The 16,493-nt window shown below is 72.2% G+C and carries 14 protein-coding genes; 11 read left to right on the top strand and 3 right to left on the bottom strand.

All coding sequences use genetic code 11. From position 1 onward, the window contains the following. The first annotated feature begins 148 nt into the window (after positions 1–148). Positions 149–712, top strand: a complete 564-nt coding sequence (locus B7K21_RS02635) for a hypothetical protein (protein WP_084073587.1) — start codon at positions 149–151, stop codon at positions 710–712. Positions 713–813: 101 nt separating this feature from the next. On the opposite strand, the gene B7K21_RS02630 is transcribed toward B7K21_RS02635, so the two are convergent. Genes B7K21_RS02630 through B7K21_RS02620 form a run of 3 tightly spaced genes read right to left on the bottom strand, consistent with a single transcriptional unit; the run spans position 814 to position 3,919 of the window. Next, positions 814–1,584, bottom strand: coding sequence for an SGNH/GDSL hydrolase family protein (locus tag B7K21_RS02630; protein ID WP_084073584.1), 771 nt, complete (start codon positions 1,582–1,584; stop codon positions 814–816). Positions 1,585–1,613: 29 nt separating this feature from the next. Then, complete coding sequence (locus tag B7K21_RS02625) at positions 1,614–2,753, bottom strand: glycosyltransferase (RefSeq protein WP_084073582.1); 1,140 nt, start codon at positions 2,751–2,753, stop codon at positions 1,614–1,616. Then, on the bottom strand, positions 2,750–3,919 hold the full coding sequence (locus B7K21_RS02620; RefSeq protein ID WP_084073579.1) for a glycosyltransferase family 1 protein: 1,170 nt from the start codon (positions 3,917–3,919) through the stop codon (positions 2,750–2,752). The genes B7K21_RS02625 and B7K21_RS02620 overlap by 4 nt, the downstream gene beginning before the upstream one ends. Positions 3,920–4,032: 113 nt before the next feature. On the opposite strand from B7K21_RS02620, the gene B7K21_RS02615 reads away from it, so the two are divergent. The 10 genes from B7K21_RS02615 to B7K21_RS02570 all read left to right on the top strand — a co-directional run bounded on the left by B7K21_RS02615 (position 4,033) and on the right by B7K21_RS02570 (position 16,489). Further along, positions 4,033–4,644, top strand: coding sequence for a copper resistance CopC family protein (locus B7K21_RS02615; RefSeq protein WP_159448388.1), 612 nt, complete (start codon positions 4,033–4,035; stop codon positions 4,642–4,644). Then, on the top strand, positions 4,641–5,861 hold the full coding sequence (locus tag B7K21_RS02610) for an MFS transporter (RefSeq protein WP_084073575.1): 1,221 nt from the start codon (positions 4,641–4,643) through the stop codon (positions 5,859–5,861). Before B7K21_RS02615 ends, B7K21_RS02610 begins: the two co-directional genes overlap by 4 nt. Before the next feature lie 73 nt (positions 5,862–5,934). Further along, positions 5,935–6,852, top strand: a complete 918-nt coding sequence (hemC, locus tag B7K21_RS02605) for a hydroxymethylbilane synthase (protein WP_084074774.1) — start codon at positions 5,935–5,937, stop codon at positions 6,850–6,852. Further along, positions 6,849–7,628 carry a uroporphyrinogen-III synthase gene (locus B7K21_RS02600; protein WP_084073572.1) on the top strand — a complete coding sequence of 260 codons (780 nt, stop codon included), beginning with the start codon at positions 6,849–6,851 and terminating at the stop codon, positions 7,626–7,628. Before hemC ends, B7K21_RS02600 begins: the two co-directional genes overlap by 4 nt. Continuing rightward, positions 7,625–8,605, top strand: a complete 981-nt coding sequence (gene hemB / locus B7K21_RS02595; protein ID WP_084073570.1) for a porphobilinogen synthase — start codon at positions 7,625–7,627, stop codon at positions 8,603–8,605. Before B7K21_RS02600 ends, hemB begins: the two co-directional genes overlap by 4 nt. A gap of 29 nt (positions 8,606–8,634) precedes the next feature. Then, positions 8,635–9,978: a glutamate-1-semialdehyde 2,1-aminomutase gene (locus B7K21_RS02590; RefSeq protein WP_084074773.1), complete on the top strand. Its 1,344-nt coding sequence runs from the start codon at positions 8,635–8,637 to the stop codon at positions 9,976–9,978. Continuing rightward, entirely contained in the window at positions 9,975–11,204 is a 1,230-nt protein-coding gene (gene cobA / locus B7K21_RS02585; RefSeq protein ID WP_084074772.1) for a uroporphyrinogen-III C-methyltransferase, read from the top strand. Before B7K21_RS02590 ends, cobA begins: the two co-directional genes overlap by 4 nt. 269 nt (positions 11,205–11,473) lie before the next feature. After that, a complete protein-coding gene (locus B7K21_RS02580) occupies positions 11,474–12,871 on the top strand; it encodes an MFS transporter (protein WP_084073567.1) in 1,398 nt (465 codons plus the stop codon). Between the two features lies 1 nt (position 12,872). Next, positions 12,873–14,993, top strand: a complete 2,121-nt coding sequence (locus B7K21_RS02575) for a molybdopterin oxidoreductase family protein (protein WP_084073564.1) — start codon at positions 12,873–12,875, stop codon at positions 14,991–14,993. Continuing rightward, complete coding sequence (locus B7K21_RS02570; RefSeq protein WP_084073561.1) at positions 14,990–16,489, top strand: FAD-dependent oxidoreductase; 1,500 nt, start codon at positions 14,990–14,992, stop codon at positions 16,487–16,489. Before B7K21_RS02575 ends, B7K21_RS02570 begins: the two co-directional genes overlap by 4 nt. Positions 16,490–16,493 lie beyond the last annotated feature (4 nt).

Raw genomic sequence — 16,493 nt, 5'->3', positions numbered from 1 at the left:
CATGCGGCCCGATTTGAGGTTCTAGCAGGCAATTCTATCCGGGACTCACGTCCTGCGCGTGGAAATGGTGACAGGTCTACCGTGTGACGTAGGTGCTCGATGACGAGTCACCCGACACTCGAAACCGGAATTCGAGAGGGAGAAGACAATGGCAGTCAACAATGAGGTAGCCAGCACCTCCGTCAATGCTGGCTCGTCCCTGGGCTGGAAGCTCCTGAGCATCACGCGCATCGCGCTCGGCTTCTACTTTCTGTGGCCCTTCTTCGACAAGCTGATCGGACTTGGATTCTCGACCTGCAAGGACGGCGAGACTGGCACCATCGCAGTGATGTGCGAGCGTGCGTGGCTGTCCGGAGGCGCGGTCACCAAGGGCTACCTCGGTTCCGCCACAGGCCCCTTCGCTGACTTCTACCAGGGCCTGGCCGACCAGCGCTGGACCGACTGGATCTTCATGATCGGACTGCTCGGCATCGGACTCGCGCTCATGCTCGGCATCGGCACCAAGGTCGCGGCCTGGACCGCGCCGCTCATGCTGCTGATGATGTACACGTCCCACCTGTGGCCGACCACGAACCCGTTCCTCGACGACCACATCATCATGGGTCTCGCGATCCCTGCGATCGTGCTCGTCGAGCTGCAACGTCAGGACATCGGCCTCGGCAAGTGGTGGAGGTCCCTCGACGTGGTCAAGAGCAACGGCTGGCTCGTCTAGCAGCCTTCCCGCGGGGCGCGCGGCGCCACGAGGTGCCCGCCCCGCCTCCCCGGAGCCCCGGTTCGCACAGCGGACCGGGGCTCCGTCGCGTGCGGGGGCGCTCAGGCGGGCGTCGCGCGTCGGCGTCGTCGATCCTCCGCGAGCTCGTGTGCGACGACGCCGGCCACCTGCGGGATGAGGTCGCGTGAGCGCTTCGCCACCCACGGCGTGCCGTGCCGCGCGAGCCACCACAGGCGTGCCCCGAGCGCGGGCGACGGAGGTGCCGACGGGATCGCTGCCAGCGCCGCGCGCGGCGCGCCCAGCGTCATGAGCGTCCGTGCGGCGAGCGCGCGATGACCCAGCGCGGAGGGGTGCACGCGGTCGATGTGCCACGCGCGCGGGCCGACCGGAGCCAGGGCCGCCGCTCCGTCCACCACGACCGTGCCCGTGCCGATCGCCGCACGCACCAGCGCGGCATTCGTGGCGACCACACGGCGGCCCATGAGCTCGCCCACGCGCGCTCCCACGAGATCGAACAGCCCGATCCTGTCGATCGTCGCGAGGCACACGATCCGTCCCGGACGGGTGAGGCGTGCGAGCGCGTCCCGCACGTGGCTCTCGATCTCGCGCGCATCGAAGTCTCCCCGCAGCACGTCGTTGCCGCCCACGGTGAGCAGCACCACGTCGGGCAGCTCCATGAGGGCCGAGGGCACCTGCGTCTCGCCCAGCGAGCGCGCGCGGGTCCCGTTGACCGCGAGGTTCACGAAGCGGCCCGCGCCGAGCCCTGCCGCCACGTGAGCGGCCCAGCCCGACGGACCCCGGGGATCCTGGGCGCCATCGCCGACGCCCACGGTGATGGAGTCGCCCAACGCGACGACGGTCGGTCCTGCCATGGCATGCCCCCTCCATGGCCCGGTCGCCGTCACACGTCGGCGGCGGGCCTCGTGTGAAGTCGCTCGTGAACGTCCAGCATCGCCTCGACGGTGCGGGACCACGGCAGTTGCTCCGCGCGCGCCCGCGCCGCCTCGCGTCGCTCCTCCTCGGGGCGCGCCAGCACCTCGTGCACGGCGTCCGCGAAGGCCTCTGCGGTGCCGTCCGCCGCGACCCCCGCCGACCCGACCACCTCGGGCAGCGCGGAAGCAGCGTTGACCACCACAGGCGTGGCGCACGCGAGAGCTTCCAGTGCCGCGAGCCCGAACGTCTCGATCGGTCCCGGAGCGATCACCGCATCCGCCGCGGCGAGCAGCTTCGCGAAGCGCTCGCGACCCGAGACGAAGCCCAGGAAGTCCACGGGCAGCCCCGCGGCGAGAGTGCGCACCTCGCGCTCGACCGCCCCCGTGCCGAGGCACACCAGGCGGACGGGCTCGTCGCGCTCGACCAGGATCCGCGTGGCCTCGATCGCGAGATCAGGGCGCTTCTCCGCCGACAGTCGCGAGGCCATGACCAGGAGCCGCTCGTCGGAACTCGCGAGCTCGTCACGTACGGACTGGTCGAACCGCGACGGGTGGAACGTCTCGAGGTCCACGCCGAGCGGCACCAGCTCCGGATCGGCGCCGATGCGGCGCAGCTCCTCGGCCGCGTACTCGGTAGTGCACACGAGCGTCGCGAAGCGCCGTGCCGTGCCGCGGTTGTGCGCGTCGGCGAGCGCGCTCACTGCCGTGCTGGACCCGAGCCGCGCGGGCAGGTGGGCGGCGAGGATCCCGTCGGCGCGCTCGTGCGCGAAGAAGACCGCAGGAATCCCGTGGCGCCCCGCCCACGCTCCGAGGCCCCTCAGCGTCGTCCTGTCGGAGATCTCGAGCACGTCCGGACGGAAGCCCTGCAGGATGCCCTTGAGCTCCCGCGTGCGTGAGATGACGCGGTAGCCGCCGCTGAGCGGCAGGACGGGGCTCGCCAGGGTGATCCTGCGGCCATACTCGGTCGCCTCGTCGGCGTCCTCGGCGCCCGGCACGACGAGCAGCACCGTGTGCCCGCGGTCGGTGTAGCCGCGTCCGAGCGCATGCATCGCGGTGCGCAGGCCCCCGGACGTGGGCCCGTAGAAGTTCGCGACGTGCGCAATCCTCATGCGAGCACGACCTCCTCGTCCTGGACGTCCCACGGGCGTGCGGGACGCGCATGGTGCAGGGCGATCGCCTCCTCGTAGCTCCCGATCAGTCGGTCGCACACGTGCTCCCACGTGTTCCTCTCGACGCTTGCGCGCGCATGCGCTCCGAACGCCTCGCGCCGCCCTGCGTCCTCGACGAGCCCGCGCACGTGCGCCGCCATCTCCCCGAGGTCGCCCGGCGTGTACAGGTGCCCCGAGGCGCCGTCGTGCACCAGGTCGATGGGGCCTCCGCGGCGCGGCGCGACCACGGGGACTCCGCTCGCGAGCGCCTCCTGGATGGTCTGGCAGAACGTCTCGAGCTCGCCCGTGTGCACCATGACGTCGAGTGTCGCCATGGCCTGGGCGAGCTCGGCGCCACCCAGGTGCCCCGTGAGGACCGCGTCGGGCATGGCGCGCTTCAGCGCCTCGCGCGACGGACCGTCGCCCACGATCACGAGGCGCACCCCGGGAAGACCTGCGAGGCGCGTGAGGTCCTGCACCTGCTTCTCCGGCGCGAGCCGTCCCACGTAGCCGACGACGATCTCGCCCTGAGGCGCCCACGCATCGTGCAGCGCTTGCGACCGGTGCCGCGGGTGGAAACGCTCGGAGTCCACGCCGCGCGGCCACAGCCGCAGCCGGTCGACCCCCAGCAGCTCGAGCTGCCGCATCGCGAACGACGACGGCGCGAGAGTCAGATCCGCGCGCTGATGGATGCTGCGCACGCGATCCCAGAGGATGCCCTCGCCCCACGGCATCCCGTAGCGGTCTGCGTAGCTGGGGACCTCGGTCTGGTAGATCGCTACGGACGGCAGGTGCAGTTCCTCGCACGCCCGCACCGCAGTCCAGCCGAGCACGAACGGGCTCGCGAGATGCACCACGTCAGGATCGAAGCGCTCGAGGGCACGCGCGACCCGTCCGCTGCCCACGAGCGCGACGCGCACGTCGTGGTACCCGGGCCACCCCATCGCAGGCAGGCGCACGACCTCGGCGGATCCGTAGCGGTCGGGCCCCTCGCCCCCGCGTCCTTCGGGTGCGATCACGATCGCCTGATCGCCGCGGCGCTCGAGGTGCTCGAGGACACGCAGCAGCGAGTTCACCACCCCGTTGCTCTGAGGCAGGAACGACTCGGCGACCAGCGCTACCCGCATGACTCCATGGTGGACCATCGCGGCTCACCGGCGGCGAGCAAGGGGTGCGCGACGAGTGAATGTCGGGTGACGGCTCGGTGACGGCCGTGTGCGGCATGCGCGATGATGGACACATGCTTCGCACTTCCCGAGCCTTCGCCGCGCTCGCGGCGCTCCTGCTCGCCGCGCTCGGACTGGCCATCGCCTCGCCCGCGTGGGCGCACACCGCGTTCGCGTCCTCAGACCCCGCCGACGGCTCCGAGGGATCGTCGCCCAGCACCGTCACCGTGGAGTTCACGGGCGCGCTGCTCGAGATCGGGTCCCGGCTCGCGCTCTCCCAGGGCGACACCCGGATCGACCTCGAGCCGGTCGTCGCCGGTACCGCCGTCACCGCGGACGTGCCCGACGCGCTCGCGCCTGGGGCGTGGACGCTCGCCTATCGCGTGGTCGCGGAGGACGGGCATCCGCTCGACGGCGAGATCGCGTTCACCGTGGTGGGCGATCCCGAGGGGCCCAAGACCTCCGCGTCGCCCACGCCCGACGCCGCGGTCACCCCGAGCGCGCAGGCGAGCCCCGCGTCGGGCCAGGGCGCCACCGCAGAGCCGAGCCCCACGCCCGAGACGACCGCGTCCGATGAGGCCGGCGGGCTGAGCGCCGGCGCGCGCGTCGCGATCCTGGCGGCGGCGGCTCTCGCCGTCGCTGGCACGGTCGCCGCGGTGCTCGTGAACCAGCGTCGCCGTCCATGACGGCACTGCCTCCTGTCGCGCCCTCGGGCCTGCCGCGCTGGCGGCTGCCACGCAGCGCGCACGCCCCTCATCCCGGCCAAGTGCTCGCGGCCTTCGTGGTCGCCGGGTTCGGCATCGGACTGTCCCAGGGCGGGGCCGCGGGCGTCATCCAGGACCAGGTGCGCTCGCTGTCGACCAGCGTCGACATGATCGGCTACACGATGACGGCGTACGCGCTCGGCGTTGTGGTCGGAGCACCGCTGATCATGGTCGGTCTCGCGCGCTGGAACCGCCGCACCCTGCTCATCGCAATGTCAGCGATCTTCGTCGTGACGTCGGCCGCGACCGCGCTCGCGCCCAACGTCGGCGCGCTGCTGCTCGTGCGCTTCCTCGCGGGACTGCCGCACGGCGCCCTGCTCGGCACCGCCAGCTTCGTGGCCATGCTCGCGGTGGGCCGCGAGCGCCGGGGACGGGCGATCGCCATCATCATGTACGGGCTGACCGCCTCCGCGATCGTCGGCGTGCCCGCGATGCAGTGGGTCTCCGAGGTAGCGAGCTGGCGCGTCACGTACGCCGGCGTGACGCTCGTCGGCCTCGTGGGCTTCGTGCTGATCTGGCTGTTCACGCCCGACGTGCGCGGCGCCGACGGCACGAGCGTGCGCGGCGAGCTCGGCAGTCTTCGTGGACGGCCGCTGTGGACCGCGCTGCTCACCATCGCCGTCGGCTTCGCGGGCCTCGGCGCGGTCCAGTCCTACATGGTGCCGCTGCTCGAGGAGACGAACGGTCTCGCGACCTCCGCAGTGACGATCGCGCTGGTCCTGTTCGGCCTCGGTCTCACCGCAGGCGCCATGGTGGGTGGAAGGCTCACTGACCGTTCGTCCGCGTTCGCGGCCCGCGTGGGCCTCGCGGGCGTCGTGCTGTCGCTGCTTGCCTTGGGGCTGTTCGGCGACAGCGGATGGCCGACGGTCGCGATGCTGGTCTCGCTCGGCGCATGTGTGCAGGTGTTCAGCCAGTCCGCGCAGACGCACCTCATGGACGTCGTCCATGCCTCACCATCGCTCGGCGCGGCTCTCTCCCACTCGGCGCTCAATGCCGCCACGGTGCTGGGTTCTGGCCTGGGTGCCGTGCTCATCTCGCTCGAGCTCGGCTATCTCGCGCCTGCGTGGCTCGCGCTGGTGGGCGCGGTGATCGCCCTGGTGCTCGTGTTCCGCGGCCCGGGGTATCGCAGCGAGGCGTGACTCGCGCAGCCGAGTCCCGCGAGCCCTCCTCCGATGAGCGCCCGGTGCCCCGGGACGTGGGACGATGGACGTCATGCACCTCACGCTCGGCACCCGCGGCAGCGCGCTCGCGCGCACCCAGTCGCGGCAGGTCGCAGATGCGATCGAGGCTTCGGGGGCGGCCCGTGGCGACGAGGTGACGGTCGAGCTGGAGACGATCACCACTCAGGGCGACACCTCGCGCGCCTCTCTCGTGGGCCTGTCGCAGACCGGGGTGTTCGTCGCGGCCCTGCGGGACCACCTGCTCGAGGGAGGCTGCGACCTCGTGGTGCACTCGCTCAAGGACATGCCCGTGGGCGAGCACCCCGATCTCGAGCTCGTATCGATCCCAGTGAGGGAGGACGTCCGCGACGCGCTGTGCTCGCGCGGGGCGACGCTCACGGGTTTGCGTACCGGCGCGAAGGTCGGCACCGGCTCGCCGCGCCGCGCCGCGCAGCTGCGGCGCGCGCGCCCCGACTTGGAAGTCGTGGACATCCGCGGCAACGTCGACACGCGCCTCGCGCGCATCGACGACGATCTCGATGCGGTGGTCCTGGCGGCCGCCGGCCTCGCACGCCTCGACCTTTCCGAGGCCGTGACGGAGTTCCTGCCCGTGGACGTCATGACGCCAGCGGCGGGACAGGGCGCGCTCGCGATCGAGATCCGTCGCGACGCCTCCGACGAACTGCGCGATCTGCTCCGCGCGCTCGACGACGCGGACACGCGCGCGGCGGTCACCGCCGAGCGGGCGGCCCTCGCCGTGCTCGAGGCCGGCTGCTCCGCGCCCGTCGGGGCGTATGCGACCGTCACCGGAGCGGCGCTCAGGCTGCACGTGCGTGCACTCGACGCCTCGGGCTCGCTGCAGCTGAACGAGGTGGTCACAGGTCCGGTCGCCGAGGCCACCCGCCTGGGTCGCACCGCCGCACATGCGCTGCTCGGACGCGGGGCCGCGCGCCTGGTGACGAAGCCGTGAGCGCGCGCCCGTTCGAGGGCGTGCGCGTGCTCGTCCCCGTCACCCCGGAGCGTCGACAGCTCGCGGTGCGCCTGGCGGACGCGGGCGCCCGCGTCGACGAGGCCGAGTTCATCGCGATCGCACCGCCGGAAGACGAAGCGCCCCTGCGTGAGGCCGTCGCGGCATGGTGCACGGGCGGCTTCGACTGGCTCGCCGTGACCAGCCGCAACGCCGTCCTCGCGATGGCGCGACTCGCCGCCGCAGCGGGGCGTTCGCTGTCCGAACCCCTACCGCGTGCACAGGTCGCGACCGTGGGCGAGGCGACCCGCGCCGTGTGCGCCGAGGTGGGCCTCGAGGTCGCCCTCGTGCCGTCCGGACGCCAGGCCGCGGCAGGCATCGTCGCCGACTTCCCGCACGGCTCGGGGCGTGTCCTGGTTCCCCGGGGGAACCTTGCCGCGCCGACGCTCGAGCGGGGGATTGCGCGCCGAGGCTGGGACGTCACAGCGGTCGAGGCGTATCGCACGGTGGACGGCCCCGGCGCGGGGGCGGCGACGGTCGCCGCGGCGCGCGCGGGCGAGCTCGATGCCGTCCTGCTGACGTCGGGGTCCGTGGCGGAGAGGTTCGCCTCGCAATGCGACATGCCGCCCGCAGGCACGATGATGGTGGCGATCGGAGAGACGACCGCCGCAGCAGCGCGGGCCGCGGGGCTCGTGGTGGATGTCGTCTCCGCGACGCCCAGCTACGACGGGATCGCGGCCGCCCTGGCGGACGCGCTGGCCGCGAAGGGAGAGGCATGACCCTGATCCGCCGACCGCGGAGGCTCCGCGTCTCAGCGCCCATGCGGAGGCTCGTACGCGAGGTGCGGCCTCAGCGCGCGCAGCTCGTGCTGCCGCTCTTCGTCCGCGAGGGTCTCGAGGAGGCGCGCGAGATCCCTTCGCTTCCTGGCGTGAAGCAGTATCCGCTCAGCCACATCGGGTCCGTCGTCGCGGACGCTGCCGACGCGGGCCTCGGCGGGGTCATGCTCTTCGCCATCCCCGCGACTCGCGACCCCGAGGGCACTGCCGCATGTGACGCTGACGGCATCCTCAACGCCGCCATCCGCGAGGCGGTCGCGGCCGCGGGGGAGCGCCTCGTCGTCATGGCCGATCTCTGCCTGGACGAGTTCACGGACCACGGGCATTGCGGCGTGCTGGCCGCGGACGGCTCGGTCGATAACGACGCGACTCTCGCCGTGTACGCCCGGATGGCTGTCGCGCAGGCGCGTGCGGGCGCGCACGTGCTCGGCCTCAGCGGGATGATGGACGGCCAGGTCGCGGTCGTGCGCGACGCGCTCGATGCCGACGGCTTCACCGACGTCTCGCTGCTCGCGTACGCCGCCAAGTTCGCGTCCGCGTTCTACGGTCCGTTCCGCGACGCCGTCGAGAGCACTCTCGAGGGCGATCGCCGCACATACCAGATGGACCCCGCGAACCGCCGCGAAGGCTCGGTGGAGGCTGCGCTCGACGAGGCAGAGGGAGCGGACTTCGTCATGGTGAAGCCAGCGCTGCCGTACCTCGACGTACTGGCGGACGTGGCGGCGCAGTCGTCCGTGCCGGTGGCCGCGTATCACGTGTCAGGGGAATACGCGCAGATCGAGGCGGCGGCGGCGCGCGGTTGGATCGACCGCCGCGCCGCGCACACCGAGGCGCTCACGTCGATCGTGCGCGCGGGAGCCGACATCGTGGTGACCTACGCGGCGCACGAGCTCGCCGCCTGGCTGGAGGAGGACGCATGAAGCCGAAGTCGAGCAGGCTCAAGACCCGCATGCAGCAGTTCGGATTCCGATCCGCGCGCGGCGAGCAGGCATGGATCGAACGTGCCAACGACATCCTCCCGGGCGGAGTCAACAGCCCCGTGCGCGCGTGGAATGGAGTGGGCGGCACGCCATTGCCGATCGTTTCGGCGAGCGGTGCGACCCTCACCGACGCCAGCGGCAAGGAGTACCTCGACCTCGTCGGCTCGTGGGGCGCGGGCATCGTGGGCCACGCGCATCCTGAGGTCGTCGCCGCCGTGCGCGGCGCGGCGTCGCGGGGACTGAGCTTCGGCGCGACCACCGAGTCCGAGGTGGAGCTCGCGGAGCTGATCCGCGACCGCTACGCGCCCGCGCAGAAGGTGCGCCTCGTGTCGACCGGCACCGAGGCGACGATGACCGCGCTGCGCCTCGCGCGCGCCGCGACCGGACGCGACCTCATCGTCAAGTTCGCAGGGTTGTACCACGGTCACTCGGACGGACTGCTGGTCGCAGCCGGCTCGGGCCTCGCGACTGCCGGCGTGCCCGATTCCGCAGGCGTGACGGCGGCCGTCGCGGCGGACACGCTCGTGCTGCCGTACGGCGACGCCGACGCGCTCACGGATGCGTTCGCGGAGCACGGCTCGCGCATCGCGGCCGTGATCACCGAGGCGGTGCCGGCGAACATGGGCGTCGTCGCACCCCCCGAAGGATTCCACCGGCTCGCCTCGCAGCTGTGCCGCAACGAGGGCGCCGTGTTCATCGTGGACGAGGTGCTCTCCGGCTTCCGGGCAGGCCCCGCAGGCGGGTGGGGCCTCGAGCGCGACGCTGAGATCGCCGCCGGGCGCGAGCCGTGGGAGCCAGACCTGGTGACCTTCGGCAAGGTCATCGGCGGCGGGCTGCCGGTCGCGGCCGTCGCGGGCCGCGCCGACCTCATGGACATGCTCGCTCCCGTCGGCACCGTGTATCAGGCCGGCACGCTCTCCGGAAACCCCGTGGCCGTCGCCGCAGGGCTGGCGACCATGCGCCTGCTCGACGACGGCGCGTACGCGACCCTCCAGCGGACCGCGGACGCACTGCGCACGGGAGTCAGCGCCGAGCTGCGCGGGGCTGGCATCGCCCATGCGGTGGGCCAGGCCGGCACGCTGTTCTCGTTCTTCCTGGGGCTCGAGGAGCCTCCGACCACGTTCGACGAGGTCGCCGAGCAGGACGCGCTGGCGTACTCCGACCTGTTCCACTTCCTGAGGGGTCAAGGAGTCGCGCTGCCGCCGAGTGCCTACGAGGCGTGGTTCGTCTCGCTCGCGTTCGACGACGACCACGTGCGACGCATCGTCGCCGCCGTCGGAGCGTGGGGCGGGCGCGAGGCCACGGGCCCGTGAGCCTGCTGCTGTCGCTCGACGTCGTCGGCAGGCGCGCTCTCGTCGCCGGCGCGGGCACCGTCGCGGCGCGTCGCGTGCGCTCGCTCCTCGACGCAGGCGCCGACGTGCTCGTGGTCGCGCCGGAAGCGGGGGAGGACGTCGCCAGGCTGGCCTCCCACGGGGACGTGCGGTGGGAGCGGCGCCCGGCCGCAGCGTCGGACCTCGACGACGTGTGGCTCGCGATCGCGGCGACCGACGACGCCGACATCAACATGCAGATCGCCGCGTGGGCGGCCGAGCGGCGCGTCTGGTGCGTCAACGCCTCGGACGGGCTCGCCACCGCCGCACGCGTCGCGGCTGTGTCGCGGCATGGCGACCTGAGCGTCGGCGTCGTGTCCGAGGGTGCGCCCGACCCCGCGCGCGTCGCTCGCGTCCGCGACGGCCTCGCCGCGCTCCTCGACGCGGGGCAGGTGGATCTGCGGCGTGTGCGCAGGCGTGGCGGTCGCGTCATCCTCGTGGGCTCGGGCCCCGGTGCGGTCGACCTCATCACCGTCCGTGGCGCGCGACTGCTCTCGGAGGCCGACGTGGTGGTCACCGATCGCCTCGGGGCCACGGGACTGCTCGCGGCCCTCGCTGAGCACGTCGAGGTCATCAACGTGGGCAAGTCCCCTGACAACCACCCAGTGCCCCAGCACGAGATCAACGCGATCCTGGTCGACCGTGCGGCACAGGGCCTCACGGTGGTGCGTCTCAAGGGGGGCGACCCGTTCATCTTCGGCCGCGGTGGCGAGGAGGTGCACGCGTGCCTGGCGGCAGGCGTGCCCGTCGAGGTCGTGCCTGGCATCACGTCGGCGCTCGCAGGGCCCTCGCTCGCAGGCATCCCGCCCACGCAGCGTGGCATCGCGACGTCGGTCGTCATCACCTCGGGTCATGCGGGACCCGACGAGACCGCTCGCGCCGCGCTGCGTTCCGGTGCGACTCTCATCGTCCTCATGGGAGTCACGGCGCTGCCGCAGTTCGTGGAGGCGGCCCTCGAGGAGGGCGCGGCGGGTGAGACGCCCGTCGCGATCATCGAGTCGGCGACCACGCCGCGAGAGCGCATCACGCGTGCGAGGCTCGACGACGTGCTCGACGTGGCGGCGAAGTCGGGGATCGTACCTCCCGCGATTCTCGTGTTCGGTCAGGTGGCTGCGGTCGACCTGCTCGCCTCGGCGCTGGCCGCCACTCCCGCGCCCCCTCCCTCCTGACAGTCCGAACCAATCTCGACTGCGACACCCCGCGATCACACGGGCAATGGGGTCGACATGCCGCGTGAGCCGCGCATTCTGGTTCGCACTGTCGAGCGGCGGGTCCGTCGTGGGCTTCCTCACCTCACAGCGGCCCCCTCTGTGAGGTGAGGAAGAGTTCGCGCACGTTTCACATAGCGCGCAGGCGGGCGAAACATCTCCTCCGTAGCGTGACAGCTGTCCGAGGCGGCGCGCTCCGCGCCGTCGGGAGCGCACCCTGGGGAGGGGCCATGACAGTGCAGGATCGCGCCGGCGTCGAGATCGAGCCGGGAATCGTAGGCAAGGGCCGCTGGATCGAACGGTGGACGCCCGAGAACGAACTCTTCTGGGAGACGCGAGGCAAGGCCATCGCGTTCAGGAACCTCGTCTTCTCGATCGTCGCCGAGCACATCGGATTCTCGGTGTGGCTGCTGTGGTCGATCGTGGTCGTGAAGATGTACGGCACGTTCGACGACTCGGGCGCGCTCGTCTCGGCGGGCGCGAACGGGTGGGCGCTCACTCCCTCGCAGGGGCTCACCCTGCTCGCCGTGGCGTCGGGCGTGGGTGCCTTCCTGCGCATCCCGTACACGTTCGCAGTGCCGATCTTCGGCGGGCGCAACTGGACGGTGATCTCAGCGCTCCTCTTGCTGATCCCGACGCTCGGTCTGGCCTGGGTCGTCGGCCGTCCCGAGACCCCGTTCGGGGTGCTGATCGCGATCGCGGCGACGGCAGGCTTCGGAGGCGGAAACTTCGCCTCCTCCATGTCGAACATCACGTTCTTCTATCCCGACAAGTCCAAGGGCTGGGCCCTCGGACTGAACGCGGCCGGCGGCAACATCGGTGTGGCGGTCGCCCAGAAGCTCGTGCCGCTCGTGATCGGCCTGGGCGGCATCGGGCTGGCGGCCGCAGGCCTCGTGTATGTTCCGCTCGCGCTCGTCGCCGCAGTGCTGGCGTTTCTCTTCATGGACAACCTGCGCGAGGCGAAGGCGGACCCGAAGCCGACCGCACGGTCGCTGCGGCACGGCCACACCTGGCTCATGGCGTTCCTCTACATCGGCACGTTCGGCTCGTTCATCGGCTACTCCGCCGCGTTCCCGACGCTTCTCACGGTGGTCTTCGATCGTGCCGACATCGCGCTCGGGTGGGGCTTCCTCGGCGCGCTGGTCGGCTCGCTCGCCCGTCCGTATGGTGGGCGTCTCGCTGACCGCTTCGGCGGCTCGATCATCACTGTTGCGTCGTTCGTGGCGATGGCCGCCGCGGGCTACGCCGCCGTCCTCGGCGTCCAACAGGAGAACCTCGCGCTGTTCTTCGCGAGCTTCATGGCGCTGTTCGCCCTCACCGGCATCGGCAACGGCTCGACGTACAGGATGATCCCGTCGATCTTCAACCGCCTCCGCGACCGGCACGGCGACGGCTCCGAGGAGTCGGTGCTCGACTTCAAGCGTCAGAGCGCGGGCGCGGTCGGCATCATCAGCTCGGTCGGCGCGTTCGGCGGATTCGCGATCCCATTTGTCTACAAGTGGTCGCGCGAGACGTTCGAAGGCTCGATCGTGCCGGCGCTGCAGATCTACGTGGGCGTGTTCCTGCTCATGGCCGCGCTCACGTGGGTGTTCTACCTGCGCAAGGGCGCTCCGATGGCGAACGTCTGAGATGACTGTCGCCACGCACTGCCCGTACTGCGCGCTGCAATGCGCGCAGACGCTCCACCCCACGCCGGGGGAGCGGCTCCCCGTCGAGGTGGCCGGGCGAGAGTTCCCCACCAACAGGGGCGGGCTGTGCCAGAAGGGGTGGACGTCGGCGGAGGTGCTGCGCGCCTCCGACCGGCTCACCGCCCCCCTCCTCCGCACCGCCGACGACGGCTTCCGCGAGGCGGACTGGGACGAGGCGCTCGACCTGGTGGCCTCCCGGCTCAGCGCGCTTCAGGAACAGCACGGGCGCGACGCCGTGGCGATCTTCGGCGGCGGCGGGCTCACGAACGAGAAGGCGTATGCCCTCGGCAAGTTCGCCCGCGTCGCCCTGCGCACGCGGCTGATCGACTACAACGGTCGCTTCTGCATGTCGTCGGCCGCGGCCGCGTCGAACCGCGCGCTCGGCATGGATCGCGGGCTCGGATTCCCGCTCGCGGACCTCGCGGGGGCCGACGCCGTGCTCATCGTCGGCTCCAACATGGCGGCCACGATGCCGCCGTTCGTGCAGCATCTGGCAGGCGTGCGCGAGCGCGGCGGTCTCGTGATCGTGGACCCCCGCGAGACCGTCACCGCGAAGCTGACGCGCGACGGGCAGGGGCTGCACCTCGCGCCGGTGCCCGGCACCGACCTGGTGGTCCTGCTCGCGCTCGCGCATGTCGTGCTCGCCGAGGGGCTCGCGGATCAGGAATACCTCGAGGAGCGGACGACCGGCCTCAACGAGGTCCGCCGCGCCGTCGCGGCCTGGTGGCCCGAGCGCGCCGAAGGCATCTGCGGGATCCCGGCGGAGCGCCTGCGCGAGACCGCGCGCGTGCTCGCCGCCGCCTCGCCGTCGCACGGCGGTCGGGGCGCGTACATCCTCACGGGGCGCGGGCTCGAGCAGATGAGCCAGGGCACCGCGGGCGTGACGGCGGCGATCAACCTCGCGCTGCTGCTGGGGCTGATCGGTCGCGTGGGCAGCGGCTTCGGCCCGGTGACCGGCCAGGGAAACGGCCAGGGCGGGCGCGAGCACGGCCAGAAGTCCGACCAGCTCCCGGGATACCGGATGATCACGGATCCGCTGGCGCGCGAGCGCGTGGCCGGAGTGTGGGGCGTCGACCCTGACTCGCTCCCGGGGCCGGGCATCCCGGCGGTGCAGCTGCTCGACGCGCTCGGCACCCCCGGCGGCCCGCGCGCGCTGCTGGTGCACGGCTCCAACGTGGTCGTCTCCGCGCCGCACGCCACCAAGGTCGTGGACGCCCTGCGACGCCTCGACCTGCTGGTGGTCGCTGACACCGTGCCGTCCGAGACCGCGATGCTTGCCGACGTCATCCTGCCGGTCACGCAATGGGCCGAGGAGGACGGCACGATGACGAACCTCGAGGGCCGGATCATCCGCCGCCGCAAGGCGGTCGACGCCCCCGGCGAGGCTCGCTCGGAACTGTGGATCCTGCAGCAGCTCGCAACCCGCCTCGGCGTGCCGACAGGGTTCCCCACCGCCGCTGGTGAGGTCTTCGACGAGCTCGCCCGCGCGTCGGCCGGGGGCAAGGCCGACTATTCCGGCATCACCTACGACCGGCTCGATGCGGGCGAGGAGCTGCTCTGGCCCGTGCCCGGCGCCGGGCATCCTGGCACACCGCGCGTCTTCCTCGACGGGTTCCCGACGCCCGACGGTCGTGCCCGGCTGATCCCAGTGGACCATCACGCCCCGGCCGACGACGTGAGGGCCGACGCCCCGATCTACCTGATCACGGGCCGCGTGCTGCAGCACTACCAGTCCGGCGCCCAGACCCGCCGAGTCGCGGAGCTCGCCGCCGCCCAGCCTGGCCCGTTCGTCGAGATGCACCCCCTGCTCGCGGACTCTCTCGCTGTCGCCGAGGGCGACGCGGTGCGGCTCACGACAGCCCGCGGCACGGCGGAAGCGTCCGTCCGGCTGAGCGAAGACACGCGGCCCGACACGGTCTTCATGCCGTTCCACTGGGCGGGTAAGGGCAGCGCCAACCGTCTCACCAATGACGCGACGGACCCCATCAGCGGCATGCCCGAGTTCAAGGTCACCGCGGTCGCGATCGCGCCCGCCCCTACGCGAGAGGCGGTCGCGCGATGAACGTCGTCGTCATCGGCCACGGGATGGTCGGTTCACGCTTCGTGGAGGACCTGGTCGCCCGCATGCCCGACGCACGGGTCACCATCCTCGGCAAGGAACCGGAGGGCCCCTACAACAGGGTGCTGCTGTCCGCAGTGGTCGCGGGCAAGACGGATGCGTCGATGCTCGCCATGAGCGCCGTCGACCCCGCGCGCGCCTCCGTGCTGGACGGCGTGCACGCCGTCCACGTGAACCGCGCGGCCCGCACCGTGACCGACTCACGCGGCGACGTCCACGAGTACGACCGCCTGGTCATCGCGACCGGCTCCGCGGCGCGGATCCCCGACATCCAGGGCATCGCGACCGACCGTGGGCTCGTGCCAGGCGTCAGCGTCCTCAAGGATCTCGCCGACGCGCAGGGGGTGCTGGCGCGGCTGCCCAAGGCGCGACGCGCCGTGGTGCTGGGTGCGGGAGTGCTCGGCATCGAGGTGGCCACGGGACTCGCCGCACGCGGCGTCGCGGTCACGCTCGTGCACCATGCGGGACGCGTGATGGAGCGTCAGCTCGGCGACGCCGCCGCCGGGATCGCCACCGGTGCGCTGCACCAGCTCGGCGTGAAGGTGGTGACGGGCGCCTCGGTGGCCGGAGCCCTGGAGCGCCGGGGCACGCTCACGGGCGTGCGCCTCACCGACGGCGGCGAAGCGCTCACGGACATGCTCGTGATGTGCGCGGGAACCATCCCCGAGACCGCCCTCGCGCGCCGCGCGGGCCTGCCATGCGAGCGAGGCATCGTGGTGGACGCACAGCTCGCCAGCCCCGCCGATCCGCGCGTGTTCGCGATCGGCGACTGCGCCCAGCCGCCCGAGGGCGGCACCGGGCTCGTCGCGCAGGGCTGGGACCAGGCGCGCCGCCTCGTGGACGCCTGGTGCGACGGCGAGACCGCCGCGATCGATCAGGCGAAGGCGGGACTCACCGACGTGGTCAGGGTCAAGGCCTCGGGACTCGACGTGGTGACCATGGGGCTCTCTGGCAAGTTCGACCACGGCGACCGCGAACTGCGAGCCGTGCGACTGGCCGACCCCAGCGTCGGGCGTTTCGTGGAGGTGGTCGTCTCGAACGGCCTCCTCGTGGGTGCGACCGTGGTGGGTGACAAGCAGTGCGCGTCCGAACTGGCCGCGATGTATACGCGCGCCATCCCTGTGCCGGCCGACCCCGCACACCTGATCGTGCGCCCGCTCGCCGGCGCCTCGCCCGCCGCGGCCGCGAAGAACGTGGAGGACCTCGACGACGACGCGACAGTGTGCCAGTGCAACACCGTCAGCAAAGGCCGCATCGTCGCCGCGATCGGCGACGGCTGCGCGAACGTCGCCGACGTGGCGCAGGCAACCCGCGCGTCGACCGGCTGCGGCGACTGCCGCACGAACGTCCAGCGGCTGATCGAGGCGCACGCCGCGCCCGCCGCGACCACCACCGACAGCGGCGCAGCCGCACCCAGGATTCCCGCGCTCGCGGGTTGAGGAG

The sequence above is a fragment of the Demequina sp. NBRC 110052 genome, assembly GCF_002090075.1.
Lineage (GTDB): Bacteria > Actinomycetota > Actinomycetes > Actinomycetales > Demequinaceae > Demequina.
Note: the sequence above shows the minus strand (reverse complement) of the source record. Positions and strands in the feature narration are given on the sequence as shown.